Annotated in this window: 23 protein-coding genes; 7 read left to right on the forward strand and 16 right to left on the reverse strand. The window is 66.5% G+C overall.

Annotated elements, in window-relative coordinates; genetic code table 11:
- Positions 1-62 precede the first annotated feature (62 nt).
- From FBY28_RS05360 to FBY28_RS05370, 3 genes are read right to left on the reverse strand one after another with little or no spacing between them, the layout of a single operon-like run.
- Positions 63-1052 carry a heme-dependent oxidative N-demethylase family protein gene (locus FBY28_RS05360; protein ID WP_286177769.1) on the reverse strand — a complete coding sequence of 330 codons (990 nt, stop codon included), beginning with the start codon at positions 1050-1052 and terminating at the stop codon, positions 63-65.
- Entirely contained in the window at positions 1049-1984 is a 936-nt protein-coding gene (locus tag FBY28_RS05365; RefSeq protein ID WP_141864916.1) for a PDR/VanB family oxidoreductase, read from the reverse strand. Before FBY28_RS05365 ends, FBY28_RS05360 begins: the two co-directional genes overlap by 4 nt.
- Complete coding sequence (locus FBY28_RS05370; protein ID WP_141864918.1) at positions 1981-2514, reverse strand: dimethylamine monooxygenase subunit DmmA family protein; 534 nt, start codon at positions 2512-2514, stop codon at positions 1981-1983. Before FBY28_RS05370 ends, FBY28_RS05365 begins: the two co-directional genes overlap by 4 nt.
- A 111-nt stretch (positions 2515-2625) precedes the next feature.
- On the opposite strand from FBY28_RS05370, the gene FBY28_RS05375 reads away from it, so the two are divergent.
- Positions 2626-3780, forward strand: a complete 1155-nt coding sequence (locus FBY28_RS05375) for an FAD-dependent monooxygenase (protein ID WP_141864920.1) — start codon at positions 2626-2628, stop codon at positions 3778-3780.
- Positions 3781-3796: 16 nt separating this feature from the next.
- Here FBY28_RS05375 and FBY28_RS05380 read toward each other — a convergent pair whose 3' ends face one another.
- The 7 genes from FBY28_RS05380 to FBY28_RS05410 all read right to left on the reverse strand — a co-directional run bounded on the left by FBY28_RS05380 (position 3797) and on the right by FBY28_RS05410 (position 11762).
- Positions 3797-4303, reverse strand: coding sequence for a transglycosylase family protein (locus FBY28_RS05380; protein ID WP_141864922.1), 507 nt, complete (start codon positions 4301-4303; stop codon positions 3797-3799).
- 211 nt (positions 4304-4514) lie between these two features.
- A complete protein-coding gene (locus FBY28_RS05385; RefSeq protein WP_141864924.1) occupies positions 4515-4838 on the reverse strand; it encodes a transglycosylase family protein in 324 nt (107 codons plus the stop codon).
- Positions 4839-5878: 1040 nt separating this feature from the next.
- Complete coding sequence (gene mobA / locus FBY28_RS05390; protein ID WP_141864926.1) at positions 5879-6448, reverse strand: molybdenum cofactor guanylyltransferase; 570 nt, start codon at positions 6446-6448, stop codon at positions 5879-5881.
- A 9-nt stretch (positions 6449-6457) separates the two neighbouring features.
- A complete protein-coding gene (locus FBY28_RS05395) occupies positions 6458-7537 on the reverse strand; it encodes a 2-oxoacid:ferredoxin oxidoreductase subunit beta (RefSeq protein ID WP_019513217.1) in 1080 nt (359 codons plus the stop codon).
- A complete protein-coding gene (locus FBY28_RS05400) occupies positions 7534-9462 on the reverse strand; it encodes a 2-oxoacid:acceptor oxidoreductase subunit alpha (protein ID WP_141864928.1) in 1929 nt (642 codons plus the stop codon). The genes FBY28_RS05395 and FBY28_RS05400 overlap by 4 nt, the downstream gene beginning before the upstream one ends.
- Before the next feature lie 310 nt (positions 9463-9772).
- Positions 9773-10618 carry a carbohydrate kinase family protein gene (locus FBY28_RS05405; RefSeq protein WP_141864930.1) on the reverse strand — a complete coding sequence of 282 codons (846 nt, stop codon included), beginning with the start codon at positions 10616-10618 and terminating at the stop codon, positions 9773-9775.
- A gap of 142 nt (positions 10619-10760) precedes the next feature.
- Positions 10761-11762, reverse strand: coding sequence for a LacI family DNA-binding transcriptional regulator (locus tag FBY28_RS05410; RefSeq protein ID WP_141864932.1), 1002 nt, complete (start codon positions 11760-11762; stop codon positions 10761-10763).
- Between the two features lie 195 nt (positions 11763-11957).
- On the opposite strand from FBY28_RS05410, the gene FBY28_RS05415 reads away from it, so the two are divergent.
- Positions 11958-12977: a Gfo/Idh/MocA family protein gene (locus tag FBY28_RS05415; RefSeq protein ID WP_141864934.1), complete on the forward strand. Its 1020-nt coding sequence runs from the start codon at positions 11958-11960 to the stop codon at positions 12975-12977.
- Entirely contained in the window at positions 12974-13840 is an 867-nt protein-coding gene (locus FBY28_RS05420; RefSeq protein WP_141864936.1) for a sugar phosphate isomerase/epimerase family protein, read from the forward strand. Before FBY28_RS05415 ends, FBY28_RS05420 begins: the two co-directional genes overlap by 4 nt.
- A 63-nt stretch (positions 13841-13903) precedes the next feature.
- Here the strand turns inward: FBY28_RS05420 and FBY28_RS05425 are convergent, their stop codons facing one another.
- The 5 genes from FBY28_RS05425 to FBY28_RS05445 form a co-directional block, all read right to left on the reverse strand.
- The gene (locus FBY28_RS05425) at positions 13904-14377 is read right to left on the reverse strand and encodes an SRPBCC family protein (protein ID WP_141864938.1); all 474 of its coding nucleotides are present in this window, start codon (positions 14375-14377) and stop codon (positions 13904-13906) included.
- A 62-nt stretch (positions 14378-14439) separates the two neighbouring features.
- On the reverse strand, positions 14440-15255 hold the full coding sequence (locus FBY28_RS05430) for an ATP-binding cassette domain-containing protein (protein ID WP_141864940.1): 816 nt from the start codon (positions 15253-15255) through the stop codon (positions 14440-14442).
- 4 nt (positions 15256-15259) lie between these two features.
- Positions 15260-16318, reverse strand: coding sequence for an ABC transporter permease (locus tag FBY28_RS05435; RefSeq protein ID WP_141864942.1), 1059 nt, complete (start codon positions 16316-16318; stop codon positions 15260-15262).
- Between the two features lie 20 nt (positions 16319-16338).
- Positions 16339-17358, reverse strand: a complete 1020-nt coding sequence (locus FBY28_RS05440) for a substrate-binding domain-containing protein (protein ID WP_141864944.1) — start codon at positions 17356-17358, stop codon at positions 16339-16341.
- A gap of 176 nt (positions 17359-17534) precedes the next feature.
- The gene (locus FBY28_RS05445) at positions 17535-18272 is read right to left on the reverse strand and encodes a GntR family transcriptional regulator (RefSeq protein WP_286177776.1); all 738 of its coding nucleotides are present in this window, start codon (positions 18270-18272) and stop codon (positions 17535-17537) included.
- A gap of 148 nt (positions 18273-18420) precedes the next feature.
- On the opposite strand from FBY28_RS05445, the gene iolC reads away from it, so the two are divergent.
- The 4 genes from iolC to iolD are packed head-to-tail and all read left to right on the forward strand — an operon-like array spanning position 18421 to position 23102.
- Positions 18421-19407: a 5-dehydro-2-deoxygluconokinase gene (gene iolC / locus FBY28_RS05450; protein WP_141864947.1), complete on the forward strand. Its 987-nt coding sequence runs from the start codon at positions 18421-18423 to the stop codon at positions 19405-19407.
- On the forward strand, positions 19400-20281 hold the full coding sequence (locus FBY28_RS05455; RefSeq protein WP_141864950.1) for a Cgl0159 family (beta/alpha)8-fold protein: 882 nt from the start codon (positions 19400-19402) through the stop codon (positions 20279-20281). Before iolC ends, FBY28_RS05455 begins: the two co-directional genes overlap by 8 nt.
- Positions 20281-21150 carry a 5-deoxy-glucuronate isomerase gene (iolB, locus tag FBY28_RS05460; protein ID WP_141864952.1) on the forward strand — a complete coding sequence of 290 codons (870 nt, stop codon included), beginning with the start codon at positions 20281-20283 and terminating at the stop codon, positions 21148-21150. The genes FBY28_RS05455 and iolB overlap by 1 nt, the downstream gene beginning before the upstream one ends.
- Before the next feature lie 2 nt (positions 21151-21152).
- On the forward strand, positions 21153-23102 hold the full coding sequence (iolD, locus tag FBY28_RS05465) for a 3D-(3,5/4)-trihydroxycyclohexane-1,2-dione acylhydrolase (decyclizing) (protein WP_141864954.1): 1950 nt from the start codon (positions 21153-21155) through the stop codon (positions 23100-23102).
- Positions 23103-23169: 67 nt separating this feature from the next.
- Here iolD and FBY28_RS05470 read toward each other — a convergent pair whose 3' ends face one another.
- Complete coding sequence (locus tag FBY28_RS05470) at positions 23170-25347, reverse strand: glutamine synthetase III family protein (protein ID WP_141864957.1); 2178 nt, start codon at positions 25345-25347, stop codon at positions 23170-23172.
- Between the last annotated feature and the right edge of the window lie 123 nt (positions 25348-25470).

Consider the following 25470-nt stretch of genomic DNA (forward strand, 5'->3'; position numbering starts at 1 on the left):
CCCGCTGCACGACCCAGAGAATGCCCGGATCGCCACGCGATCCGGGCATTCTGGTTCGTCGGTCAGCCTGCGTCGCGCAGCCACCGCACCGCGCGGTCACGGTAGCCGATGATGCCCTTGTAGTCGGCCATGTCATCGGGCAGGTCGGCAAGCACCGCAGCGGTGCGCACCCGCCACGGCTCGACCGCGGCGATATCGGCGAGCGGAAGCATGTAGGTACGGATCAGGAAACAGATCGCACCGGACTCCGGTAACCGGATCAGATGCTGGACCTCCACCCTCAGATGGACGAGCCTGCCGAACTCCTCGTCCCCGACCCGGTTGATCATCACCCGGTCAGGTCCCCACTCGGGGTAACGCTCGGTGGAGACGTCGAGGCGTCGTCCGATGGTCAACGTCCAGTTGGTGCGCCGGTAGGTTTCGCCGGGCTGCAGCCGCATCAGGAACTCCCTGGCCCGGGTGATGACCCCGGTGGCCCGCAGCCGTGGGACCGGACCGTGGATCTCCAGGAAGGTCATGCCGACGTCGAAGCCGAACGACCAGTCGGCGGCGAAGGTCACCACTCCCGCGTCGCCGAACAGATCGCCCTCACGCTGGTCCAGCACCACGATGTCCTCCTGGACCTGACCGGCGATATAGGCCAGCGGCTCGGCCGGAAGCGAACTGTCATCGCCGAGCACGAAGGTCTGGTCGATACCGAGTCGCCGGTTGTGCCACCGCCAACGATCTCCTTCGCGGCCCAGTGACATGCTGTCGGGATAGGAGGTTGCCAACTCGCGCATCAGCGTCATCATCACATCCCAGCATGCCGGCCGCATGTGCGGCAGCACCGCGTACCGGGACGGGTCGGCCGCGAGAACCGCTGCCCGCTCGGCCAATTCGCGCTCGTACTCGCTGTCGATATCGACCGACCGCTCGCCCCAGCGTCCCACCGGGGTGGCGACCGGCGCGCCCGCCGGTTCGACGTTCGTGGTGTAGCGGTAGCTGTCCGCCGAGAACGGATAGGGGAATGTCTCGATCAGGTCGGTCGAGGAGATCATCCCGGTTGTCACAACGCCACCTCCAGTGTTTCGCCGTCACCGCGAGACACGCACGCCATCAGCGTGTCGCCCGCTCGTCTGTCGTCGTCGCCGAGAAAGAGGTCACGATGGATGATCGCGCCACCGACCACCGGTATCCGGCATTCACCGCATACTCCCTTGCGGCACAGGTTAGGCACGTCGAACCCGCGGCGTTCCAACGCTTCCAGCAATGACACCCCCGACTCGACGACGAACTGATCCCCCGTCGAGGCGACTCTCGCGGTGAAGGGTTCGCCCGGATCCAGCGCGGCGGAACCGAAGTGCTCGAGGTGTATCCGGCTGTTCGGCCAGCCGAGTTCGACTGCCGTTGCCGTGACATCGGCGATGAATGCGGCGGGGCCACACACGTAGAGGTGCGCACCGAACGGCTGGCCGGCGAGGGCGGTGCGCAGCGCCGTGTCGAATCCGGCCCGGCCGGTATGGATCGAGACATCGTCGGCGAGCCGGGTGACGGTGTCGACGTGCACCGCCCGCCCGGGTCGGTGGACATACAACAACTCGGTGCGACGGCCCCACACGCGCGCCGACCGCAGGTGCGACACCATCGGCGTGATGCCGATGCCCGCGGCCACCAGCAGGTGCTTGCGGGCGCGCAGTACCGGCGCGAAGGCACTGCGCGGCGGACTGGCGATCACGGTGTCGCCGAGGGCGACCCGGTCATGTATCCACAGCGAGCCGCCCGATCCGCTGTCGCAGCGGAGCACGGAAATCTCGTAGGAATCCGGCGCAGTGCCGTTCCCGGTGAGGGAGTAGGCGTTGGCGACCGCGCCGCATTCCAACACGATGTGGCTGCCCGGGGTGAAGGACGGCAGCGGCGCGCCGTCGGGATCACTCAGTGTCAGAGTCCGGATCTCGGAGACGGTGTCATCGATGGCGGTGACGACGAGCTTGAGCGTTCTCATGCCGGCACGTCCTCGGCATCGGCCATGAATCCGAGATAGGTGCCGCGCCGCCGCGAAACATGATAGTAGACAAGCAGATTGCGCCCGCAACCGGCGCACGACGTGACGTCCTCCAGGTCCACCACGACGTGATTGACGGTGTGACAATGCACGCACTGCACCGATCGCGCGGCCACCTCGGTGCTGGCGAACGTCATCTCGTCATCGGCGACGCCGAGAGCCACCGCCTCGGCCCGCAGACTCAGGCAGGCGCGCGCGGGACCGGCCACCATCAGCCGCCATCCGACCGTCGCATCGGCCAGGTCGGCCCGCAGTGCGGTGACGGCGTCGGCGATATCGGTGGCACGGTGCATCCGCACCGCCGATTCCGCTGCCGCCGAGGAGATCTGACGCTGCCACTCGTGAGCCACTGCGATGGCCGCAGAACCCAAGGTGATGACGGTCCAGGATCGTCCCCCGATATCGGCCGGCGGTGTGGTGGGCGCGATGGCCCAGCCGGGCACACTGGTCACGTCCAGATCGGGCTTCATGAGCTCCTTCGGTACACCATGAGTTGACTTAGTTGCCCTTGAGGAAACCAGGTGTGCGTTTCGTCGGTGTGACCCGAATGTCTCGGCTTGTTGACACCTACGCTCGGGCCCATGCCACAACGCTTCCTCGTCGTCGGCGCCGGGATCGCCGGCTTGGCCACCGCCGTCGCGTTACGCCGGGTCGGTCACGACGTGCAGGTCATCGAGGGACGCGCCGAAAGCGAGGTCGGGACGGGAGCGGGCATCAGCATCTGGCCCAACGCGCTCGCCGCGCTCGACGTCCTCGGACTGGGCGATGAGGTCCGCGCGGCCGGTGGGCGGGTCGGCGCCGGCGCAGTCCGCTGGTGTGACGGTCGGTGGTTGCGACGCCCGGCCACCGACCGGATGGTGCGAGCACTCGGCGAACCGCTGGTGGTGATCCACCGCCGGGCACTGACAGACATCCTGGCCGCGGCGCTGCCCGCAGGCACCGTGACACATGACTGCGTGGCGGCACGGTTGCAGCCGATGCCGGGTGCCGCGGGCGTCGTGCTTTCCGATGGTGCGGTGCTCGATGCAGACGCGGTCATCGGAGCCGACGGTGTCGATTCGATGGTCGCCCGCCACCTCAACGGGACCCTGGCGAAGCGCTACGCCGGGTACACCGCCTGGCGCGGTATCGCCGAGCACGCGCTGGAACCGGACGTTGCCGGCGAGACGATGGGGCCCGGGCTCGAGGTCGGCCACGTGCCGCTGGGCACCCGCCACACCTATTGGTTCGCCACCCAGCGCGCGCCCCGCGGCTCCACCGCGCCGGACGGCGAACTGGCACACCTGCAGAAGGTGTTCGGCGGGTGGCCGGAGCCCATCCCCGCGCTGTTGGCCGCGACCGACCCCGCGGCGGTGTTGCGCAACGACCTCTACGACCGCGCCCGCGCCCGCCGCTGGTCGAGCGGACGGGTGGTCATCGTCGGAGATGCCGCCCACCCGATGCGCCCCCACCTGGGACAGGGTGGATGCCAGGGCCTGGAGGACGCGGCCATCCTCGCGGCGATGACCGCCGGGGACGCCGATCTGCCGGCGGCCTTTGCCCGGTTCGCCGCATACCGCAGCCCGCGGGTACGGGCTCTGGTCGGCGAGGCGCGCATGATCGGGCAGATCGTGAACCTGCGGCCCCCACTGCTGAGCGCGGCGGCCAGTAGGGCGTCGACGTTGGTGCCGGAGGCGCTGCTGGCCCGGCACCTGGCGGGCATCGCGGGGCGCTCGGCGTTCGTCATGCCGGCCTAGCCGTCCCGACGAGACGTCAGCGCGGCTGGAACGTGCGTCCCACGTTCTCCAGCGCCATGCACATCTGCCGGAAATCGAGGATGCCCAGCACGGCCCCGCCGCGGATCGCCTGGCATCCGGTGGCCGTCACCGGTGCGGGAGCCTGCGGCAGGGTCGGGGTACCCCAGACCGCGGGTGTGGCGCCACGGGAGCCGCACTTGGGCCACGCCTTGAGCCCCTGGGAACGCAGCACGTTCTCGGCAACCCGGATCTGCTCGGCACGCGAGGCGCCGGCGGGCGAGCCGACACCGCCGTTGGCGTTCCAGGTGGCCTGCTTGAACTGCAGACCGCCGTAGTGACCATTGCCGGAGTTGACCGTCCAGTTCCCGCCCGACTCGCAATCGGCGATGGCATCCCAATTCACGGTGTCGGCGCTCGCGGTGGCCGTGAGAACCATCGGCGCCAGCGACAGGCCGGCGGCTGCGGCGAGCACCCACAGTGCCCTGCGGGCGATGCTCTTGACGGTGCTGCTGAAGCTGATCATTGTGCGGTCCTTCCCCGACCGGTGACACGGACCGCGATTCACATACGAGCGTTTGCGCGCCGCGGTTGTCTCGTTTGTCGAGTGACCGATATCACCCGTTACACAGGGGGCGGAAGTTTTAACAGTTCCTTATGTGACACCAGGTATTTGTGAGAAAACAATGGCGCCGGGCGGAAAGCCCGGCGCCATTGTGAAAAATCGGCTAGGTAATTCAGCCACGACGACCGCAGGACGGCCATGCACCGATGCCCTGGCTGCGCAGGACGTTCTCCGCGACGCGGATCTGCTCCTCGCGGCTCGCGGAGTGCGGCGCACCCGCTCCGCCGTTGGACTGCCAAGTGCTCATGGTGAACTGCAGGCCACCGTAGTAGCCGTTACCCGTGTTGATAGCCCAGTTGCCGCCCGACTCGCAGGCCGCGACGGCATCCCAGTTCACGGAGTCCGCATGTGCGGTTCCGGTCGCCAACATCAAGGGGGCTGCGCTGAGCGCCCCGGCAATGGCGGCCATCCCGAACGTCTTGCGGATATTCTTCAACGTCGATCCTCTCACGAAGCGCGCGCCAAAGAACACGCTCGCAACGAATGCGAACGCGGCATGCCTGAAAAGTCAGGCGGCGAATTTGGGGCGTGCCGTCTCGGTCGGGCACGACAGTGGGAGACAAATCGGTGTCTTGCCGGAGGACTCCTCCGGCGACCAACGAGCGCTCAGCGACTCGCATCGACCCACTCACACGCAGATGCTTGGATATGAAATTGTTTGCTCCCAGCGGAGTTGAAAATGAACGTACAAAAGACCGAAGGCGAAGTCACTTCGGTGTCGAACGTGTCGCGTTCAGATCACGGGATGATCACGACGGCGAAAAACCGATATGTACGCAGGTCAGCCGGGAATTAACACCGGAAGGCTAAACCGCAGGTCGAGGGCACACCGGTGGGACAGATCACACGGTTTTTGTGGCCTCGACCACACGTATCGGCGTGGCGCGAACTCGTCGTTGCCCCGTTCGCCGGATTGATTACCCGAAATCGGGCGTTCAGACACCTGTCACGGGGTCCGATCCACGGGCAGTTCGCTACACATCACCCCACATACGGATACCGGGAATGCCGCGTAAACCTTTGCCATACAATGGTTTACCCACAACTCGTAAGATCCGCCAACCACGGCCAGGCACAGCCTCATTGGTACTGAATAAATCGAATACCGTTTTGCCACAACGTGTTTCACAGAACATCGATCAGATTGAGAAGGGGCCGCATCCACGTGGCGACGCGGGGGCGGCATTCGACCACATTCCCGCACGCAGGCAACCGGGCCGATAGCGAGCAACCGCGAAATTCCGTCTACCGAAAGCCAGTTCGCACACGCGCGATGATCTGCGTAAACATTTGCGCTGCAACAGATCTCGCATTCCCACGGTGGTGATGCACGGGCATGCGGATAAAAGCCACGCTCGAATTATCACACTTCCCGTTGAATGCTATTGGCGCTGATGACTCCCGCAATGAGCCTTGTAAACAAATTCGGCCGCAAAGTCGCTTTAATTGCGAATTTGCTGGATCCGGTGACGCGGCTCAGACCGGCAGGTCGTCCGGGGTATTGACGTTGGTGAGTGCGCGTTGGGGTTCGGTGACGATGCGCTGGGTGTCGACGGCCTCGACAAGAGCCCTCATGCTGCGCTCTCCCCTGGCCACCAGATCCTCGGCGACGCCTGCCAACGAGGTGCGATAAAGCCCGGCGAGGTAGTGGTCACGACCGTCCCAGACCAACACCACCGCGGCCTGGGTCGTCGCTGCGGGCTCCAGCAACTCGTCGACAAACGAGGCGGTCAGGTGCGGCATGTCCACCGCGCAGAGGAAGGCCCATTCGGCGCCGGCATCGGCGGCCGCACGTAAACCCCTGGCCGTCGCGAGCAGCGGCCCCAGGCCGCGCACCTCGTCACGCAGGATCTGGGCGGGCACTGTCGGCAACGCCTGACCCGGTGCCGCCACGACGAAGACCGGATCGCAGCGGGCGGCGACCGTGTCGACCACGCGCTCGACGAGCGTGCGCCCCTCGAACACCAGGGTTGCCTTGTCGCGGCCCATCCGCCGCGACGCGCCACCGGCCAGCACAACGGCGGCCGGTGCTGTGCGCGGGGTCACACCAGCAGGTTAGTCCACCGACCAGGTGTCTTTACCGCGAAGCAGCGATTGCAGCGCGGCCGTGTCGTGCACCTTGGCTTCCCGCGCGGCCGCCACCTGCTGACGAGCAGCGTCGTCATAGGTGGGCTTGTTCACCTGCCGGAAGATGCCCATGACCATGTGATCCAGGTTCTGCTCGCTCAGGCGCGACAGCGCGAAGGCGTAGGCCGGATCGTCGATGGTGGCGTCGTGCACCACGATCTGATCGGCAGGCACATCGGCGGTCTTGGCGATTTCCAGGCCGAAACCGGACTTCACCACGGCGTACTCACCGTCGGCACCGAACGTGATCGGCTCACCGTGGGTGATGTTGATCAGCCGGTCCTCGGCACCCTCCTTGCGAAGGGCGTCGAAGGAGCCGTCGTTGAAGATCGGGCAGTCCTGCATGATCTCGACCAGGGCGGCACCCCGGTGCTGTGCGGCGCCGCGCAACACCTCGGTCAGACCCTTGCGGTCGGAGTCCAGCGCCCGGCCGACGAAGGTGGCCTCCGCACCCAGCGCCAGCGACACCGGGTTGAACGGGTAGTCCAGCGAGCCCATCGGGGTCGACTTGGTGACCTTGCCGACCTCGGAGGTCGGCGAGTACTGGCCCTTGGTCAGACCGTAGATCCGGTTGTTGAACAACAGGATCGTGATGTTGATGTTGCGGCGCAGCGCATGGATCAGGTGGTTGCCACCGATGGACAGCGAGTCGCCGTCACCGGTGACGACCCACACCGAGAGGTCCTCGCGAGCCAGCGCCAGGCCGGTGGCGATGGTCGGGGCGCGGCCGTGGATCGAGTGGAACCCGTAGGTCTCCAGGTAGTACGGGAACCGGCTGGAGCAGCCGATACCGCTGACGAACGCGATGTTCTCGCGCCGCAGGCCCAACTCCGGCAGGAAGTTACGGATGGTGTTGAGGATGACGTAGTCACCGCAGCCGGGGCACCAGCGGACCTCCTGGTCACTGGTGAAGTCCTTGCCCTTCTGCGGCTGGTCCGTGGTCGGCACCAGCGCCGTCTTGCTGAGGGCTTCGGTCAGGCCCAGGTCAGAGCCGATAAGGTCGGTCATACGTTCGCTCCCACAGATTCCACGGTGGCCGCGGCCAGCCGTGCGAACTTCGCCTTGTCAGTTTCCTTCTCGCGCAACGTACCGTCCAGCGCCGAATCGATGATGCCCTCGACCTCGTCGGCCAGGAAGGCCATGCCCTCGACCTTGGTCACCGACTGGATATCAACCAGGAACTTGCCGCGCAACAGCAGGGCGAGCTGGCCGAGGTTCATCTCCGGCACGACCACCTTGGGGTACTTGCGCAGCACCTCTTCGAGGTTGGCCGGGAACGGGTTGAGGTGACGCAACTGGGCATGTGCAACCTTGATGCCCTTGCGTCGCGCCCGGCGGCACGCCTCGCCGATGGGGCCATACGAGCTCCCCCACCCCAGCATCAGCAGCTCGGCATCATCGGTCGGATCGTCGACCACCAGATCGGGCACCGTGATGCCGTCGATCTTGAGCTGGCGCAACCGCACCATCAGATCGTGGTTCTTAGGCTCATAGGAGATGTTGCCCGAACCGTTGGCCGCCTCGAGACCGCCGATGCGGTGCTCCAGGCCCGGGGTGCCCGGCACGGCGAACTGGCGGGCCAGCGTCTCGGGATCGCGGGCGTAGGGCTCGAACGGCTCGCCGGACTTGGCGAACTTGTGCTCGATGGCCGGATAGGTGCTGATGTCCGGGATACGCCACGGTTCGGACCCGTTGGCGATCGCGCCGTCGGACAGGATGATCACCGGGGTGTGGTAACCGATCGCGATCCGCACCGCTTCCACCGCGATATCGAAGCAATCCGACGGCGAGCATGGCGCCAGCACCGCGACCGGCGATTCGCCGTTGCGGCCGTAGAGCGCCTGCAACAAATCGGCCTGCTCGGTCTTGGTGGGCAGGCCGGTGGACGGACCACCGCGCTGGACATCGATGACGAGCAACGGCAACTCGGTCATCACGGCCAGGCCGATGGCCTCGGACTTCAGCGATACACCCGGACCCGAGGTGCTGGTGACGCCGAGCGCACCGCCATAGGAGGCGCCGATGGCGGCACCGATACCGGCGATCTCATCCTCGGCCTGGAAGGTCAGCACGTTGAAATGCTTGTACTTCGACAGCTCGTGCAGGATGTCGCTGGCCGGGGTGATCGGATACGTGCCGAGCACGACCTGGATGCCCGACAGATGCCCCGCGGCGACCACCCCGTAGGCCAGAGCGGTGTTACCCGAGATCTGGCGGTACTCGCCGGACTTCAGCTTGGCCGGAGCGACCTCGTAGGTGGTGGCGAACGCCTCGGTGGTCTCGCCGTAGTTCCAGCCCGCCTTGAGCGCCAGCACATTGGCCTCGGCGATCTCGGGCTTGCGGGCGAACTTCTCCCGGATGAACGCCTCACTGGCCTCCAACTCGCGGCCGTACATCCACGAGAGCAGCCCGAGCGCGAACATGTTCTTGGCGCGCTGGCCGTCCTTCTTGGTGGCGCCGATCGCCTCGACGGCGCCGAGGGTCAGGGTGGTCATGGCCACCGACTGCACGACGTAGTCGGACAGTTCCTCGTTCTCCAAGGGGTTGGCGTCATAGCCGACCTTGGCCAGGTTGCGCTTGGTGAACTCGTCGGAGTTGGCGATGATCAGGCCGCCGCGCGGCAGGTCGCCGACGTTGGCCTTCAGCGCCGCCGGGTTCATCGCGACGAGGACGTCGGGACGGTCGCCTGCGGTCAGGATGTCGTAGTCGGCAATCTGGATCTGGAATGACGACACACCCGGCAGGGTGCCCTGTGGTGCCCGGATCTCGGCGGGATAGTTCGGCTGGGTCGCGAGGTCGTTGCCGAAAAGGGCGGCCTCCGAAGTGAAGCGATCGCCGGTAAGCTGCATTCCGTCACCGGAGTCGCCGGCGAAGCGGATGACCACTTTTTCCAGCTTCTGCCGCGGAGCGCCGGTGCTGCCGTTCTGACCCACGACTTCCTGCCTTTCACACCCCGGCCGGTGGCGCGTGGCCAGGCGGGCGTTACGTCAAAACCTTTTGGTGTCACTGCGAGTAACCAGTATGGCACTTCTCTTAGGGTGTCCATTGCCACGCCGCATGACGACACGCAGGTGGCGACGCGGAAAACTCCCTGGTCAGCGACGCGCAGCGTGTGGCGGTCCACACATCATGTGGTTTTGGTCACTCAATGAGCGCGTCGTTTCCTAAGGATCTGGTTACCGATCAGTAGCCCAGGGCGGCGCGCGGGCCCGACAGAGTTGACACCTGTCAAGTCTGCGCAGGTCAGGCCTTGGTCGAGGGCATCTGTGCGCGTTTCTGCAGTTCGCGCGCGACCAGTTCGCTGGCGATCTCCACCGCCCGAACCGGGTTGGCCCCCGCCGCGCGATGCGCCACGTAGCTCGCGGTGAACATGTCGCCGGCACCGGTGGTCTGCACGTCCATCACGCGCCATGCGGCAGGAACCCGAACCACCGAGCCGTCCCGGTAGATGTCACAGCCCTCGGACCCATAGGTGACCAGGATCTCCGGCACCCCGAGCCGGGCCGCCGCCGCCAGGTCGAACGCACCATCGGCGACGATCACGGCCTCGTCCTCGGCCAACTTGAGCACGCTGAGGTGGCGCAGCAGCTCCGGGGAGAAATCACGGTCAAGCACCAGCGGCCCGACCCGATCGGCGCGCACCAGACCCTGGCCGTCGTAGGCGATGCGGTGGCCGCGCGCCGCCAGATGGGCGAGGGTGTCGGCCGGGAAATCGGTGCGCAGCAGCGGTGCCAGGTGGATCCAGGTGGTGCGCGGGTCGTCGGCATCGATATCGCCGGGACGCCACACCGGCCCGATCGCCGAGACGCTCATGTGCCGATGGTCGGTGTCGTCATAGTCGAGACTGAATGCGCTGGTGCGATCGGCGGGAAGCAGCCGAACCAACGTGCCGAACCGGTCGAGCACCGGTCCGAACAGTTCGTGATGACGTCGTTCGCCCATGGCCGCGATGTGCGTGCTGCCCGGTGCCGATTGCAGTGCCACCCCGGCAAATGATGCGCAGCCACCGGGACTCGGGGCAGCACCGTTGATGACGTCGATGGCGAGGTTGCCCAGCACCGTCACGCCCGGGACCAGCTGTGGCGCCATCAATCCGAATCCCCCGCCTGCGGTATGTCGTGTGGTCGACACACGGGTGACGTGGCCGAGCGGTGAAATGGTAGTCCGCATCGGGCGCTTTCAGCGATTCCGCAGCGCGGCCCCGTTCCGGCAGATCCGGCCCCGGAACGTCCTATCCAGGCACGTTGTGGGGCGTGACGACCTGGATCGGCGCCGGACGCACGGACTCCTCGGGCAGCGCGCGTTGCCGAGCCAGGATCACCCGCATGGCAAGGCGGGCGTCGGCACGTAGATCGTTGTGCAGCACCACGGACAACTTGCCCTGGCGCAGCAGTCTGCGGTTGTCGGCATCGAGATCGTGTGCGACGAAGACCCGGCACGCGCGTCCGAGTTTCTCGAACGCAGCCACCGTCGCGGCGTTACCGCCCCCCGGCGAGTAGACGGCCTCGATACCGGGATGGCGACGCAGCGCGTCGAGCACCAACGCCTCGGTGCTGGCGTCGATCCCGTCTCCCTCGCTGATCTCGACGATCTCGCGACGGGATCCGCGCAAACCTGCCCGGAACCCCACCTCTCGTTCACCTTCACCACGGAATACCGTGCGGCTCAGGGTGATCAGCACATCGGCCGGTGCGTCACCCAGCCATTGGTCGACGAGGTAGGCCGCCGTCAGCCCGGCACCGTGATTGTCGATACCGACGTAGGCGGTGCGATCGCTGTTGGCCACATCGGAGGTGTAGGTGACCACCGGCACCCCGGCGCCCACCAGCCGATCGACCTGTTCGGCGACCTCCGGCTCGTCCTGCGCCTTGAGGATGACGCCGTGACTTCCCTTGATACGGCCGAGCACCTCGACCGTGCGGGCCGCCGAACCGGATTCCCACAGGTGGAAGCGGGCCCGCACGGCGGCGGGTGCGAACGCCGGGAGTTCGGCCTCCACGGCCGCCCGGAACGCATCGGAGAACCGCTGCGGCGTCTGCATCACGACGTCGATCAGGTAACGCCGCCCGTTGAGCCGCAATTGGGCACGCTGCTTGTCCAGGTCGGCGATGGCCTGCAGCACCTCGGCCCGGGTGTTCTCCCGGACCCCAGGGCGGTCGTTGAGGACGCGGTCGACCGTCGCTTCGCTGAGACCGCACTGCTGGGCGATCTCGCGAACCTTGTATCGGTGCATCCCCTACCTCTTCCGCGAGCTCTTCCGCGAGCAGACGTAGAACTGCGCTTTCTGCGCCGATTCCGGCAGTTCTGCGTCTGTTCGCCGATACCGGTGATGGTTTTTTGATGGTTTTCTGCTGTTGATTGCGGTCGGTGTCACAGCAAGACTAGCCGTGGTGTGCACCCTCGGCGCACCGGACGAACGGAGAATCCCATGACCACCATCGGTGTGATCGGACTGGGCCGCATCGGCGCATTCCACACCGAAACCCTTGCCGGACTGGACGGGATCGACGGGCTGGTGATCACCGACGAACGCGCCGACGTGACGGCGGCGGTGGCCGCCAAGCATGGCGCCACGGCCGCCGGATCCGTCGAAGAACTGCTGGCATCCGGTGTCGACGGTGTGGTGGTCGCCGCGGCCACCCCGGCGCACGCGGAGCTCACGCTCGCCGCGGTCGAACGCGGGATCCCGACGTTCTGTGAGAAGCCGATCGCCTCGACCGCCGCCGAGAGCGCGCGGGTCGCCGAGACCATCATGCGCACCGGGGTACCGGTGCAGGTCGGCTATCAGCGCCGCTTCGACGCCGCGTTCGCCGCCGCCAAGGCCGCCGTGGACAGCGGCAGCCTCGGCATCCTGCACACCGTGCGCAGCACCACGATGGATCCCGCTCCCCCGCCACTGGACTACATCAAGGGCTCGGGGGGCATCTTCCGGGACTGCGCCGTCCACGATTTCGACGTCGTCCGCTGGATCACCGGCCAGCAGGCCGTCGAGGTCTACGCCACCGGGTCGGTGCAGGGTGACCCGCTCTTCGCCGAGTACGGCGATGTCGATACCGCCGCGGTGGTGGTCCGATTCGACGGTGGCGCACTGGGAGTGATCTCCAACGCCCGGTACAACGCGCGCGGTTACGACTGCCGCCTCGAGATCCACGGCTTCGACGATTCGGTGGCTGCCGGCTGGGACCAGGGCGCACCACTGCGCAATGTCGACCCGGCCAACGAGTTCCCCACCGGCCCCGCGCACAACTTCTTCATGGACCGCTTCACTGAGGCGTTCCGCACCGAGCTGGCCGCTTTCGTCGAGGTCGCCAAGGGCGGCCCGGTGCGCGGCGCGACCGTTGCCGACGCCGTCGAGGTGGCCTGGCTGGCCGAGGCCGCCACGGAGTCCCTGCGCCGTGGCCTCCCGGTGGCACTTGAGTCGGTCAAAGGGAAGGTGAGCAACGCATGAGCCTCAAACTTGCCGGAGCACCCATTTCCTGGGGCGTTTGCGAGGTGCCGGGATGGGGCCACCAGTTGGCCCCCGCACAGGTGCTGGCCGAGATGCGCGGGGTCGGTCTGACGGCCACCGAACTGGGCCCGGAGGGGTTCCTGCCCGCCGACGCCGGAGAACTGACGTCCGTCCTGGCCGAGCACCAGCTCAGCTGCGTGGGCGGATTCGTCCCGGTGATCCTGCACCACGCCGACCACGATCCGGCCGAAGACCTTGCCGGGCCGCTGGACTCGCTGATCGCCGCCGGCGCCGGCGTGGTGGTGCTGGCCGCCGCCACCGGTGCCGATGGCTACGACTCGCGGCCCGTACTCGACGAAGCGCAGTGGAACACGTTGCTGGCCAACCTGGATCGACTGGCCGGCATCGTCACCGACCGGGGACTGTTGGCCGTGCTGCACCCGCATGTCGGCACCATCGTGGAAACCCGCGCCGAAGTCGACCGGGTGCTGAGTGGTTCGTCCATCCCGCTGTGCCTGGACACCGGGCACCTGCTCATCGGCGGCACCGACCCGCTGGAACTGGCCAAGGCCGTCCCGCAGCGCATCGCACACGCTCATCTCAAAGACGTCGACGCGGCGCTGGCCGCCAAGGTGCAATCCGGTGAACTCAGCTACACCGCGGCCGTCAAGGCGGGTATGTACACCCCGCTGGGCACCGGCGATGTGGATATCGAAGCCATCGTCGGTGTGTTGCGCGACAACGGGTTCGACGGCTGGTTCGTGATGGAGCAGGACACCATTCTCGACGGCGCGCCCGTCGGTGACGGCCCGGTCGCCGATGTGCGTGCCAGTGTCGCCTACCTGAACGGCATCATCGCCTGATACCGAACACCGCAGACGACATCGCGACCCGACCAGTGTCGGGTCGCGATGGCGTTCGAGCGGTCAGTGCGTCAGATACCTGTCGGCAAGCCCGGTCAACGTCTTTTCGATGCCCTGGGCATTCTGCTTCTGCATGCCCAGCAGCTCGATGACGAACGGCACCTTGGCCGAGGAATAGTCGAATGTCTCGGTGACCTTGGTGATGCCGGGACTCACCTCGGCGAACTCCCAACGCCACTTGTGCCCGAGCGGGTGCTGCCACTCGATGATCTCGTTCTCCCGGGCCTTGGTGACCGTGGACGTGATCTTGTAGGGCAGCCCGTATTGGGTCATGCCGACCGTGAACTTGTCGCCCTCGGACACCCGGTGCGGACCCTTGACCTCGACATCGCGCACCGTTCCCGATCCGTCGATCTCGTGGTGCCGATGCGGGTCGGCGATCTGCTCGAACAACGCGGCCACCGGTGCGGTGACCTGCACGCTACGGCTGACGGACTGCTTGCCTGCGTCTTCTGTCTTCAGTGTCGTCGTGGTCATGGCCGTCGTTATACCCGCGCACCCACCGGCCTACACGAGACGGCCGGCAGGCGCGGGGTGCGTCAGCGGCCGAGCTCGTGGCTGAGCGCCTCGAGCTCGTCACCGCCGGCCATCTGTTGGGTCAGATGCTCCAGCGTGATGTCGTCATAGGTGCAGTCCAGCTTCTGCCGGCCGCGGTTGAGCAGTACGAAATGGTCGCCCACCATGTGGGCATGGTGCGGGTTGTGCGTGATGAACACCACACCGAACCCGGCCTCCTTGGCCGCGGTGATGTATTTGAGCACCACACCGGACTGTTTCACACCCAGTGCCGCGGTCGGTTCGTCGAGAATCAGCACCCGCGCACCGAAGAAGACCGCCCGCGCGATGGCGACGCACTGGCGCTGCCCACCGGACAGCGACCCGATCGGCGCGTCGACGTCGGGCAGTTCGATGCCCATCTTCGACAGCTCCGCCAGCGTGGTCGCCCGCATGGCGTTGGCGTCCAGTGACCACGGGAACGACTTCTTGCGGACCTCCTGGCCAAGGAAGAAGTTGCGCCACACCGGCATCAGTGGGACGACAGCGAGGTTCTGGTAGACGGTCGCGATGCCCTTGCCCAGGGCGTCGGCCGGCGAGGAGAACGTGGTGGCCTCACCGTCGACCAGCAGTTCGCCCTCGGTCTGCTGGTGCAGACCCGCGATGATCTTGATCAGCGTGGACTTGCCTGCACCGTTGTCGCCGAGGATGCCGGTGACCTCACCGGCATGCACCCGCAGGCTGATGTCCGCCAGCGCGGTGATGTTGCCATAGGACTTGCCGACATTGCGCAGCTCGACCAGCGGCACCTTCTTACCGCCGGAGGCTGCGCTGCTGGGGGTTTCGACTGTTGCGGTCATCAGATCACTTCTTCGCTGCGTAGTTACGGAAGGCATTGTTGGCGATCACCGCGAACAGCAGCATTCCGCCGAGGAAGAACTTGAACCAGTCCGGATCCCAGCCCGCATAGACGATCCCCTGATTGGTCATGCCGAAGATGAACGCACCGATGGCGGCGCCGACCGCGGTGCCGTACCCACCGGTGAGCAGACAGCCACCGATGACCGCGGCGATGATGTAGAAGAACTCGTTACCGATGCCCTGCCCGGACTGCACGGTGTTGAACGCGAACAGCAGATGCATGCCGACGAACCAGGCGCAGAATCCGACGAACATGAACAGGCCGATCTTGACCTTGGTCACCGGGATGCCGATGGCACGGGCGCTTTCGGCGTCGCCGCCGACGGCGAAGATCCAGTTGCCGATCCTGGTCTTGAACAACACCCAGGTCGCGACCGCGGTGAACACCAGCCACCACAGCACGGTCACCCGGATGCCGACACCGAACACGGTGAAGCTGGAGGAGAAGACCTTCTGCGCGGAGTCCCAGCCGGCCATATCGCTGACGCTCTGGGTGGCCACCTGCCCGGCAACCAGTTTCGTGACGGCCAAGTTGATGCCGGCCAGCATGAAGAACGTGCTCAGCGTGATCAGGAAGCTGGGGATCTTGGTCTTCATCACCAGGAAGCCGTTGAAGAAGCCCACCGCCAACGACAGCACCAGCGCCAACGCGGCCCCGACCCACAGGTTCAGGTGCAGGTTGTAGGCGAGCATCGATGCCGCCAGTGAACTGAACGTCACCGCGACTCCGGCCGAGAGGTCGAACTCGCCACCGATCATCAGCAGCGCGACACCGCAGGCCATGATGCCGATGGTGCTGCTGGCGTAGAGCACCGTGGCCAGCGAGGAAGCCTCCCGGAACGGCGCCGCCACCACCAGGAACGCGATGAAGATGCCGATGGCTCCGATACCGGCGCCCATTTCCGGACGGATCAGTATGCGCTGTAGACGATTTCGTTCCTTGACGCGTTCGTCGCGGACGACCGTGTGGTTTTCGAGGGTCACCTCGGTCTGGGTGGACATCTCTGCTCTTTCCGACACTGCTAGCGAGTTCCGGCCTTGGCCAGTTCGGCCACGGCGTCGATGTTGGTGTTATCGATGAAGGCGGGGCCGGTCAGCGTCGGCTTCCCGCCGCCGATGACGTTCTTGTTGTTCAGGTAGAGCCACAGCGAGTCGACGGCCAGATAGCCCTGCAGATAGGGCTGTTGGTCGACCGCCCACTGGATATCGCCGCCCTTGATGGCGTCGACCAGCGCCGCGTTGGTGTCGAAGGTGCCGATCTTTGCCGCGCTGTTGGCGTTCTTGGCCGAGGTGACGGCGGTCAGCGCGAACGGCGCGCCGAGCGCGACGATCATGTCGATGGCGGGGTCCTGCTGGAGCTTGGCAGTGATGGTCGATTCGACCGAGGGCATGTCCTTGCCGTTGACATTGAGGATCTCGGTGGCCCCGAAGGTGTTCTTCATCCCCGCACAGCGGGCCTCAAGGTCGACGTTGCCCTGCTCGTGGATGATGCAGATGGCCTTCTTCGCACCATCTTTGGCGACGCGCTCGCCCGCGCCCTGGCCGGCGATGTAACCGTCCTGACCGAAGAACTCCTGCACACCCATGTCCTGCCAGGTGTCCATGCCGGCGTTGAACGCCACGACGGGGATTCCCTTGGCTTCGGCGGCCTGCACGGCGGCCCGCATGGCATCGGGTTTGGCCAGCGTGACCGCGATACCGTCGACATTGGCATCGACGGCGCTCTGGACCAGGTTGGCCTGGTTGGGCGCTTCCGGATCGCTGGAGTAGCGCAGCTCGACGTTGTCCTTCTTGGCCGCCGTCTCGGCGCCCTTGCGGATGAGATCCCAGAAGGAGTCACCGGGGGCCTCGTGGGTGATCATCGCGATCGTGACCCGCGGGGTGTCGACCGTGCCGCCGCTTGAGCCATTCCCGCCCGCGGTGTCCGGGTTGCCGCCGGTCGACGAGCAGGCCGCCATTCCCAGCGCCAGCACACCCGCCCCGGTCAGTGCCGCCCATCGGCGCAACGACCGGATTCCTCGACTGTTCGCGCGAGCGGTCATCCCTGGCTTCTCCTTCGTCCCGCATCCGGGGCTCGTGAACTTCGGCGTCCCGGCGGTCGCGGTATCCCGGCGACGCGCCACCGTTGATGTAATACGGCTCACACCGGAAAGTCAACACTTTGTCCTGACATTAGGACTGCACGTCATATGCGATCCGGCGGCGCCGGGCGTTCAGCTCACCGGTCGACGAGGGTTGTCTCGAAGTAGTACCGCGACGCCCGGTAGCAGTGACTTCCGAACTCGACCGCGCGCCCCGAATCGTCGAAGGCCGTCCGGCTCATGGTCAGCAGCGGGGCCCCGACCTTCTCCTCGAGCAACCGAGCCTCGGCGCGCTGGGCCGGCCTGGCGCCGATCCGCTGGCGCGCCAGCCGAATGTGCACCCCCCTGCCACGCAACGCCTGATACAACCCGCTCGCCTCGAGTTCCCCGGCGTCCGGCGCGATCTCGGCGGGTAGGTGGTTGGTCATGATGGCCAGCGGCTCCCCGTTGGCATAACGCAGGCGCTGCACGGTGACGATCTCGTGATCGGTCAACAAGTTGAGCTCGGCGGCGATCTCGTCATCGGCGACGCCCCGGCGGTACTCCAACAGCTGCGTTGTCGGATCCTGCCCAGATTTCGCGAGATCGTCGAAGAGGCTGGTCAATTCGACGCGCCGGTGCACCGGGTTCTGCACCACCTGCGTGCCGACGCCGCGCTTGCGGACCAGCAGCCCCTTGTCCACGAGCTCCTGGATGGCGCGACGGGTCGTCGGCCGCGACAGCGCCAATCGGCCCGCCAAGGACAGCTCGTTCTCGAATCTGTCACCCGGGGCGAGTTCGCCACTGCGGATCGCCGCCTCGATCGCCTGCGCGAGCTGGTAGTAGAGGGGCACAGGGCTGGACCTGTCGAGTTCGACCACTAGGGGCACGTCCACTCCGATTTCGTCGGCGATGATCAGCAAGACTAACCGAACCTGCGCACTATGACCGAAAGTTCGAATGTCAGGACAAACTGTTGACAGCGATAGGTGATCGGGGGCACAGTGCTTGCGACAGAGCCCTGCACCCACTTCGGGAGATCACGTGTCGTCACCTCCGCAGCCATCAACCGAGCCGTTCGATGCCATCGCCATCGGCCGCAGCGGTGTCGACATCTACCCGCTGCAGACCGGCGTGGGACTCGACGAGGTCGACACCTTCGGGAAGTTCCTCGGCGGCAGCGCGGCCAATGTCGCGGTGGCCGCCGCGCGACTGGGCAACCGCACCGCCCTGATCTCGGGAACCGGCGACGATCCGTTCGGACGGTTCGTCCGCAATGAACTGGCCCGCCTCGGGGTCGACAACCGCTATGTGGGCATCCACGGCCGCTACCCCACCCCGGTCACCTTCTGCGAGATCTTCCCGCCCGACGATTTCCCGCTCTACTTCTACCGCAAGCCCTCGGCGCCCGATCTGCAGATCGAGCCCGGTGAGATCGACACCGACGCCGTGCGCACCACCCGGTTATTCTGGGCCACGCTGACCGGCCTGTCCGAAGAGCCCAGCCGCAGCGCGCATTTCGCGGCCTGGACCGCGCGCGAGCGCAGGCCGTTGACGGTGCTCGACCTCGACTACCGGCCGATGTTCTGGTCCGATCCCGCCGCAGCCGGTGAGCAGGCGGTGCGTGCGCTGGGCCACGTCACCGTCGCCGTCGGCAACCGCGAGGAGTGTGAGATCGCGGTCGGTGAGACCGTCCCCCATCGCGCCGCCGACGCGTTGCTCGACCTCGGAGTGGAGTTGGCCATCGTCAAACAGGGACCGCGCGGCGTACTCGGCAAGACCAGGCACAGCTCGGTGACCGTCGCACCCAACGATGTCGACGTCGTCAACGGCCTGGGGGCCGGAGACGCTTTCGGGGGCAGCCTCATTCACGGTCTGCTGCGGAACTGGCCGCTGGAGAAGACCCTGCGCTACGCCAACGCCGCGGGTGCCATCGTGGCGTCCCGGCTGGAATGCTCGACGGCCATGCCCACCGCCGCCGAGGTGGCCGAACTCGCCGAGCAGAGCGCCGTGGAGGCCGTCAATGTCTGATGCCCTGTGCCGTGACTACGCCGATGTCACCGAGTTGCGCGCCGTCGACCCCGCGTCGGTGACGAAGGCCTGGCACGCCCGCACCGCCCGGCCCACGGTGCGTGGTGACGGCAGGCTGATGATCGTCGCGGCCGACCATCCGGCACGCGGCGCACTGTCGGTCGGCACTCGGGCGACCGCCATGAACAGCCGCATCGATCTCCTCGACCGGTTACGGACGGCACTGGCAGACCCCGGCGTCGACGGTGTGTTGGCGACCGCGGACATCCTCGACGACCTGGTGATGCTCGGCGCCCTGGAGGACAAGGTCGTGTTCTCGTCGCTGAACCGCGGCGGACTGGCCGGATCGGTCTTCGAACTGGACGACAGGATGACGGGCGCGACCGCAGCCTCGACCGCCGATGCCCGCATGAACGGCGGGAAGATGTTGTGCCGCATCGACCTCGACGATCCCGGCACCGTCTCGACGCTGGCCGGCTGCGCGCAGGCCGTCGACCAGCTGGCCGCCCACGGGTTGATCGCCATGCTCGAACCGTTCCTGTCCACCCGGGTTGACGGCAAGGTTCGCAACGACCTCTCCCCCGACGCGGTGATCAAGAGCGTGCACATCGCCCAGGGCCTGGGTTCGACATCGGCCTACACCTGGCTCAAGCTGCCCGTTGTGCCCGAGATGGACCGGGTGATGGAATCGACGACGATGCCCACCCTGCTGCTCGGCGGTGACCCGACCGATCCGGACGAGGCCTTCGCGACCTGGGCCGCGGCGTTGGCCCTGCCCGCGGTACGCGGTTTGATCGTCGGGCGCACCTTGCTCTACCCACCCGATGACGATGTGGCCGCCGCGGTCTCGGGTGCCGTCGGGTTGGTGCGGTGATGAACAGCTCCTGGTACATCCCGGCGGGGTCGGCCGACGCCCCGTATTCGGTGGCCGTCACTCCGGAGTCGGCAGGCTGGTCCGAATGTGGGCTGCACGTTCTGGATCTGGGCGCCGACGGTACCGTCGCGCTGCAGACCGGCGACACCGAGGTGATGATCCTGCCGCTGGCCGGTGGCGGCTCCGTCGAATGCGGAGACGACGTGTTCGTACTCGACACGCGCACATCCGTTTTCGACGGTCCGGCCGATATGGTCTATCTGGGTGTCGGGCAGTCCTATGTGGTGACCGGACACGGGCGCATCGCCGTCTGCGCCGCCCGAGCCACCCGGGCCCTGCCCAACCGGCGGCGGGCCGCCGCCGATGTGCCGGTCGAGTTACGCGGGGCGGGCAACTGCAGCCGGCAGGTACACAATTTCGGCACCGCGGACACCTTCGAGGCGGATTCACTGATCGCGTGCGAGGTCATCACCCCCGGTGGTAACTGGTCGAGCTACCCGGCCCACAAACACGATGAGGACAGCGACGTCGAGTCCCAGCTCGAAGAGATCTACTACTTCGAGATCGACGACAGCCCGGCCGGTACACCGGGATTCGGCTATCACCGCGTGTTCGGCACACCTGCGCGGCCCATCGAGGTACTCGAGGAGGTCCGCTCCGGCGATGTGGTCCTGGTGCCGCACGGTTATCACGGCCCGTCGATCGCCGCACCCGGGCACCACATGTACTACCTGAACGTCATGGCCGGATCCGGACCCGAGCGGGCCTGGCGGATCTGTGACAACCCGGACCACACCTGGCTGCGCGCCAGCTGGGATCACCAAGAGATCGACCCGCGCCTGCCGATGCGCACGAACCGAGGAGTCTGACCGTGGTGTCCACCGCCCCGAAAACAGCCGACAAACTCGCCGATACCGAAGCCACCGTCCGTCTCACCGTCGCACAGGCCACCATCGCTTTTCTGGCCGCGCAGTACGTCGAGCGCGACGGTGAACGCACGCCGTTCTTCGCCGGCTGCTTCGGCATCTTCGGCCACGGCAACGTCGCCGGTCTCGGACAGGCATTGCTGCAGGACGAGATCGAGGCGCACGCGGCCGGCCACGCACCACGCATGCCCTACGTGCTGGGCCGCAACGAACAGGCGATGGTGCACAGCGCCGTCGCCTATGCGCGGCAGAAGGACCGGCTGCAGACCTGGGCGGTGACCGCCAGCGTCGGACCCGGATCCACCAATATGCTCACCGGCGCCGCGTTGGCCACCATCAACCGGCTGCCGGTCCTGCTGTTGCCCGCCGACACGTTCGCCACCCGGGTCAGCTCGCCGGTCCTCCAGGAGCTCGAGCTGCCGTCCTCCGGTGATGTCACGGTCAACGACGCGTTCAAGCCGCTGTCCCGCTACTTCGACCGGGTCTGGCGGCCCGAACAGCTGCCGGCCGCCCTGCTGGGGGCCATGCGCGTGCTCACCGACCCCGTCGAGACGGGCGCGGCCACGGTATCCATCCCGCAGGACGTCCAGGCCGAGGCCCATGACTGGCCGGAATCGCTTTTCGCCGAACGCACCTGGCACATCGCACGTCCGCTGCCCGAACGCGCGGTGGTCACCCGGGCGGCCGCCCTCATCGCCGCGGCGCGCCGGCCGTTGATCATCGCCGGTGGCGGAGTGCACTATTCCGGTGCGGAGGCGGCGCTGGCCGCGCTGGCCGAGCAGACCGGCATCCCCGTCGCCGAGAGCCAAGCCGGTAAGGGGTCGTTGCACCACGATCATCCACAGAGCGTCGGTGCGGTCGGCTCCACTGGCAGCACCGCGGCCAACGCCCTGGCCACCGATGCCGACGTGGTGATCGGAATAGGCACTCGGTACAGCGATTTCACCTCCGCCTCGCGCACCGCCTTCAACAATCCACAGGTGCGTTTCGTCAATATCAACGTCGCATCCCTCGACGCGGTGAAGCAGGGCGGGGTGAGTGTCGTCGCCGATGCGCGCGAGGCCATCGAGGCGCTCGGCCCCGCGCTGGCCGATTACCGCGTGCCCGACGAATACCGTTCTCACATAGTCGAGCTGACCGGAGAGTGGGATGCCGCGGTCTCGGCTGCCTTCGCCACCGAGGACGGCGCGCAGTTGAACCAGAACCAGGTGATCGGACTGGTCAACTCCCTGTCGGACCCGCGCGACGTGGTGGTGTGCGCCGCCGGTTCGATGCCAGGTGATCTACACAAGTTGTGGCGATCACGTGACCGCAAGAGCTACCACGTCGAATACGGGTTCTCCTGTATGGGATATGAGATCGCCGGTGGTATCGGGGTACGCATGGCAGCGCCGGATCGCGACGTGTTCGTGATGGTCGGCGACGGTTCGTATCTGATGATGGCCACCGAGATCGCGACTGCGGTGCAGGAAGGCGTCAAGGTGATCCCGGTGCTCGTGCAGAATCACGGGTTCGCCTCCATCGGCGGGCTTTCGGAGTCATTGGGCTCACAGCGCTTCGGAACCGCCTATCGGTACCGCGGCACCGACGGCCGCCTCGACGGTGATCGACTGCCAGTGGACCTGGCCGCCAACGCCGCCAGCCTCGGCGCCGATGTCATCAAGGTCGCCACGGCCGCCGAGTTCACCGATGCGGTCAAGGTCGCCAAGGCCGCCGACCGGATCACCGTCATCCACGTCGAGACCGACCCGCGGGTCTACGCCCCCGACAGCCACTCGTGGTGGGACGTACCGGTGTCGCAGGTGTCGGCGTTGGAGTCGACACAGCAGGCCTACCAGCGCTACACGGAGTGGAAAAAGGTGCAGCGCCCGCTGATCGCGCCGTCGGACGGCTGATCGCCGGGTGCGGGGGCTGCGGTCACCAGAGGCCCGGACAGGCCTGACCCCCACACCCGGCGATGCTTCACAGGATGTAGAGCATCTCCTGGTAGGTGGGCAGCGGCCACAGGTCATCGGCCACCACACCTTCGAGCGCATCGGCGGCCGCCCGCACGGCATCCATCGCCGGCAGCAACACCTTCTGCGCATGGGCGGCCTCGTCGAGCGCGGACTCCGCGGAGTGGTCCGACAATCCGGCCTTGAGCACGCCTACGGCCGCGGTCAGCTCGGCAATCGGTGTCGAAACCGCTTCCAGCAGCGTGGTGTCGGCATCGAAGCCGGCCGCCTTGAGGGTGGCGATGTTCTGCGCCAGTTCGGTCTGGTAGCGGACGGCGGCGGGCAGGATCACCGTGGTGCCGAGTTCGAGCGCGAGCTTGGCCTCCACCGCGATGGTCAGCGCGTACTGCTCCAAGCGCACCTCGTAGCGGCTGTGCAGCTCGCGCTCGTTGAACACCCCGTACTTCTCGAACACCTCGACGGCCTCGGGGGTGATCAGCTCCGGGATGGCATCCAGCGTGGTCTTGAGATTCGGCAGACCCCGCTCGGCCGCCTCGGTCTGCCAGTTCTCCGAGTAGCCGTCACCGTTGAATACCACCGCGCCGTGCTCGGTGATGATGTCGGTGAGCAACTGCTGCACCGCAGTGTCGAATTCGGTACCGTCTGCGACGGCCTTCTCCAACACCGTCGCCATGTAGTCCAACGAGTCGGCCATGATGGTGTTCAGCACGATCATCGGCACCGCCACCGTCTGCCCGGAACCAGGCGCACGGAACTCGAACCGGTTGCCGGTGAAGGCAAACGGGCTGGTGCGGTTGCGGTCGCCCGGATCGGTCGGCAGCTGGGGCAGGGTGTCGACACCGATGTGCATGACGCCCTTGCCCTTCGACGAGGTCGCCGCGCCCTTGGCGATCTGCTCGAACACGTCGGCCAGCTGTGCGCCGAGGAAGATCGAGATGATGGCAGGCGGCGCCTCGTTGGCGCCGAGGCGGTGGTCGTTGGTGGCCGAGGCCACCGAAACCCGCAGCAGCCCCGGGAATTGGTGGACGGCACGGATGACGGCGGCGCAGAACACCAGGAACTGCGCGTTCTCGTGCGGAGTGTCACCGGGAACCAGCAGGGAACCGAGTTCGGAATTGCCGACCGAGAAGTTCACGTGCTTACCGGAGCCGTTGACACCGGCGAACGGCTTCTCGTGGAACAGACATTCCATGCCGTGCTTGCGCGCGATGGTCTTGAACACGGTCATCAGCAGTTGCTGATGATCGGCGGCGATATTGGCCCGTTCGAACATCGGGGCGACCTCGAACTGCGCAGGCGCCACCTCGTTGTGCCGGGTCTTGGCCGGGATACCGAGCTTGAACAGCTCGCGCTCGGTGTCCATCATGAAGCCGAGCACCCGCTCGGGCACCGCACCGAAGTAGTGGTCGTCGAACTCCTGACCCTTCGGCGGTTTGGCGCCGAAGAGCGTGCGGCCGGCGTTGATCAGATCCGGCCTGGCCAGGAAGAAGTGCCGATCGACAAGGAAGTACTCCTGCTCGGGACCGCAGAACGAGACGACCTTCTCGAGGTTCTTGTGCCCGAACAGCGTCAGGATGCGCTCGGCGTGCACACCCATCGCCTGCTGGCTGCGCAGCAGCGGAGTCTTGTAGTCCAGGGCCTCACCGGTCATCGAGACGAAAACCGTTGGGATGCACAGTGTGTTCCCGTTCGGGTTCTCCAGGATGTAGGCGGGGCTGGTGACATCCCAGCCGGTGTAACCGCGGGCCTCGAACGTGCTGCGCAGGCCGCCGGAGGGGAAGCTCGACGCGTCGGGCTCGCCCTGGATCAGGGTCTTGCCTGCGAACTCGGCCAGCGTCTGGCCGTCGGAGACCGGCTCAAGGAAGCTGTCGTGCTTCTCGGCGGTGAGCCCGGTCATCGGGTAGAAAACGTGCGCGTAGTGGGTCGCCCCCTTGGACAGTGCCCAGTCTTTCATCGCGGAGGCGACGGCGTCGGCGACGGCCGGGTCGAGGGTGGCGCCCTTCTCGATGGTCGCCACGACCGATTTGAACACCGACTTGGGCAGCCGCAGCTGCATCTCGGCCTTGGTGAAGACGTTGGCGCCGAAGATCTCTCCGGGGGCCTCGGCGGGATCGAAGCTGATGGCCGGCGGCACATAGGCCTCGACGTTGTTGATGGCCTTAAGCCGGACTGCGTTACCGCTCAATGTAGTTCCTATCGCTGCACGTGCTTGACCGGCCAACAGTAGGAATATTCGATGCCGATTCTGTTACGCGCGCGTCAACGTCTGAATGCACGGTCGGCGCCGCGGAATCGTCAGGCTCAGAAG

Origin of the sequence: Arthrobacter sp. SLBN-53 (assembly GCF_006715585.1) — a bacterium.
In the GTDB taxonomy this organism is placed as follows: Bacteria; Actinomycetota; Actinomycetes; order Mycobacteriales; family Mycobacteriaceae; genus Mycobacterium; species Mycobacterium neoaurum_A.

What these genes read in the sequence shown, in the direction of transcription:
- FBY28_RS05395 (WP_019513217.1), bottom strand. Translation starts at nt 7,537, where the DNA reads ATGACCGACCTTATCGGCTCTGACCTGGGCCTGACCGAAGCCCTCAGC.
- FBY28_RS05415 (WP_141864934.1), top strand. Translation starts at nt 11,958, where the DNA reads ATGACCACCATCGGTGTGATCGGACTGGGCCGCATCGGCGCATTCCAC.
- FBY28_RS05380 (WP_141864922.1), bottom strand. Translation starts at nt 4,303, where the DNA reads ATGATCAGCTTCAGCAGCACCGTCAAGAGCATCGCCCGCAGGGCACTG.
- FBY28_RS05370 (WP_141864918.1), bottom strand. Translation starts at nt 2,514, where the DNA reads ATGAAGCCCGATCTGGACGTGACCAGTGTGCCCGGCTGGGCCATCGCG.
- FBY28_RS05435 (WP_141864942.1), bottom strand. Translation starts at nt 16,318, where the DNA reads ATGTCCACCCAGACCGAGGTGACCCTCGAAAACCACACGGTCGTCCGC.
- FBY28_RS05440 (WP_141864944.1), bottom strand. Translation starts at nt 17,358, where the DNA reads ATGACCGCTCGCGCGAACAGTCGAGGAATCCGGTCGTTGCGCCGATGG.
- FBY28_RS05430 (WP_141864940.1), bottom strand. Translation starts at nt 15,255, where the DNA reads ATGACCGCAACAGTCGAAACCCCCAGCAGCGCAGCCTCCGGCGGTAAG.
- iolB (WP_141864952.1), top strand. Translation starts at nt 20,281, where the DNA reads ATGAACAGCTCCTGGTACATCCCGGCGGGGTCGGCCGACGCCCCGTAT.
- FBY28_RS05375 (WP_141864920.1), top strand. Translation starts at nt 2,626, where the DNA reads ATGCCACAACGCTTCCTCGTCGTCGGCGCCGGGATCGCCGGCTTGGCC.
- FBY28_RS05405 (WP_141864930.1), bottom strand. Translation starts at nt 10,618, where the DNA reads ATGGCGCCACAGCTGGTCCCGGGCGTGACGGTGCTGGGCAACCTCGCC.
- FBY28_RS05365 (WP_141864916.1), bottom strand. Translation starts at nt 1,984, where the DNA reads ATGAGAACGCTCAAGCTCGTCGTCACCGCCATCGATGACACCGTCTCC.
- FBY28_RS05420 (WP_141864936.1), top strand. Translation starts at nt 12,974, where the DNA reads ATGAGCCTCAAACTTGCCGGAGCACCCATTTCCTGGGGCGTTTGCGAG.
- FBY28_RS05455 (WP_141864950.1), top strand. Translation starts at nt 19,400, where the DNA reads ATGTCTGATGCCCTGTGCCGTGACTACGCCGATGTCACCGAGTTGCGC.
- FBY28_RS05425 (WP_141864938.1), bottom strand. Translation starts at nt 14,377, where the DNA reads ATGACCACGACGACACTGAAGACAGAAGACGCAGGCAAGCAGTCCGTC.
- FBY28_RS05410 (WP_141864932.1), bottom strand. Translation starts at nt 11,762, where the DNA reads ATGCACCGATACAAGGTTCGCGAGATCGCCCAGCAGTGCGGTCTCAGC.